This is a genomic window from Mycobacterium shimoidei (assembly GCF_900417275.1).
Lineage (GTDB): Bacteria > Actinomycetota > Actinomycetes > Mycobacteriales > Mycobacteriaceae > Mycobacterium > Mycobacterium shimoidei.
This window is the reverse complement of the sequence record NZ_UEGW01000003.1, coordinates 1-2,695: the sequence shown is the minus strand read 5'-3', so window position 1 is coordinate 2,695 and position 2,695 is coordinate 1. Positions and strand designations below refer to the sequence as shown.

1 protein-coding gene is annotated in these 2,695 nt (G+C 68.6%); it reads right to left on the bottom strand.

The window, feature by feature from the left end; all coding sequences use genetic code 11:
- Nucleotides 1-2,695 (bottom strand): acyltransferase domain-containing protein (locus MSP7336_RS23470; RefSeq protein WP_113965224.1); only part of this gene is annotated, 2,695 nt, incomplete at both ends.

Sequence of the window (2,695 nt, the reverse complement as noted above, 5' to 3'; positions counted from 1 at the left end):
GCACCGGCCAAATCCGTGACGTCTTCCCCACCTAACGCCATCGCCCCACGCGTGACGACAACCAACACCCCCGAATCACGCTCCGACAACCACGACTGCAAAGCAGCCAAGGCCGCATGGGTGCGCTGGTAAACCTCGGCCAGGGCATCGCCGCCGGCCGGCAGCGACTCGAACACCTCATAGGCCCCCGCGGTGCCGCCACCCGGCCCGGCCGGTGACCAGGCCACCTCGAACAGCCGATCCGGACCCGAACCCGACAGCGCCGCCATCAACTGGCGCCGCGACACCGGGCGGGCCACCATCGCCGACACCGACAGCACCGGCAACCCCAACCCATCGGCCAACTCAATCGACACCGCCGACGGGCCCGTCGGCGCGATCCGCGCCCGCACCGACGACGCACCCGCAGCATGCAACGACACGCCCTGCCACGAGAACGGCACCAGGACACCGCCGTCGGCGTTGGTGGCGTTGGTGGTATTGGTGGCCAGGATGACCGCATGCAGTGTGGCATCCAGAACCGCCGGATGCATTCCAAACCCGGACGCCGATGCTCGCGCCTCGGCCGGCATTGTGACTTCGGCGAATACCTCGTCGCCGCGGCGCCACATCGCGGAGAGTCCCTGGAACGCAGGACCGTACTGGTAGCCACGCTCGGCCAGCTCGTCGTACACACCGCTCACATCGACCGGTGTGGCACCGACCGGCGGCCACGCGGACAGATCCGCGCCCGGTTCGACGCCTCCGGAGCGGAGTTGTCCTTCGGCGTGGAGCACCCAGTTCGAGTCGGCGTGGGCGCGCGAAAACACCGATACCGCACGAGACCCCGTTTCCTGCGGACCGCCGACCACGACTTGCACGGCGACCGAACCGGTGGACGGCAACACCAACGGCGCGGACAGCATCAACTCCTCGACGACGCCGCAACCGACTTCGTCGCCGGCCCGAATCACCAGTTCGACGAACCCGGCACCCGGGAACAGGACCACACCGCCGACCGCATGATCGGCCAGCCAAGGCTGCGACGCGGGCGCGAGCCGGCCGGTCAGCACTACCCCACCCGACGCCGGCAGATCGACGACCGCACCCAACAACGGATGCTCGGTTGACGTCAGTCCCAAACCAGCCGCGTCCACGGCGGACGCTTCACCGGACAGCCAGAACCGCCGCCGTTCGAACGCGTAGGTCGGAAGTTCGACGAAGTTGCCACAACCCAACACGTTTCGCCAGTCGACCGTGACGCCGCGCACGAAGGCCTGAGCCGTCGATGTGACGAGGCTGGCGGGCTCTGGCCGGTCCTTGCGCAACACCGGCAGCGACACCACGTCGGCGTCGGGCAGCGACTCGTCGATAGCCGCCGTGAGGCCACCGCCGGGGCCGATCTCGAGGTATCGGGTGGCGCCGGACGAGTGCGCGAAGCGAACGCTGTCGGCGAACCGCACCGCAGCCCGGATGTGTCGGGTCCAGTAGTCGGCGGAGGCGAAGTCCTCGGCCGCCAGCTGCCCCGTCACGTTCGAGATGATCGGGATGCTGGGCTGGTTGATGGCGAGTTCGCCGGCAACCGTGTTGAATTCGGCGATCATCGGCTCCATCAACGGGGAGTGGAAGGCATGTGATACGGCCAGCTTGTGGGTTCGGCGGCCGTGCTCGCGTAATTGCTCGGCGATGGCGGTCACCGCGTCCTCGGCGCCGGAGACCACCACCGTGGCCGGACCGTTCACAGCCGCGATGCCGACATCGTCGGTCAGCAGCGGCAGCACTTCCTCTTCGGTTGCCTGCACCGCGACCATTGCGCCGCCGGCGGGCAGCGCCTGCATCAACCTTCCGCGCGCAGCCACCAGGACGGCGGCGTTCTCCAGCGACAGGACTCCCGCGACGTGCGCGGCGGTCAGCTCGCCGACCGAGTGACCCATCACGAAATCGGGGCGCACGCCCCAGGATTCCAGCAGCCGGAACAGCGCCACTTCGACAGCGAACAGCGCGGGCTGCGCGAATTCGGTGGTGTTCAGCAGGTTTTCGTCATGTCCCCACATCACTTCGCGCAGCGGGCGCAGCAGATGCCGGTCCAGCTCGCCGACGACGGTGTTGAACGCTTCGGCGAATACCGGATAGGCGGTGTGCAGGCCCATGCCCATGCCGAGCCATTGGGAACCTTGCCCGGGGAAGACGAAGACGGTCTTGCCACCCGTCGTGCTCCCCTGGATGACGGTGCCGGCGGGGTTGCCGTCGGCAAGGTCTGTCAGCCCCGACAGCCACTGCTCGCGGTCGGCGCCGACCACAACGGCCCGATGCTCGAAGGCCGACCGGCCCGCCCATGTCCAACCCACGTCGGTGACGTCGAGTTCGTCCTGGGACCGCGCGTGGTCGGCCAACCGGGCGGCTTGCTTTTCCAATGCTGTAACCGATTTCGCCGACACCACCCACGGAATCACCGGCGGGGGCGGCGGCGGCCCGGCCGGCGCCCGCGGAACCGGCGGCGGGGCCTCGAGAATCACATGTGCGTGGGTGCCGCTGATTCCGAACGACGACACTGCCGCCCGTCGAACTTGGCCGTCGTCGTCGGGCCATGGCCGCGGCTCGGTCAGCAGCGACACCCGCCCCGCCGACCAATCCACATGCGGGCTGGGCGCATCCACATGCAACGTGGCCGGCATCAACTGATGGCGCATCGCCAACACCATCTTCATCACCCCGG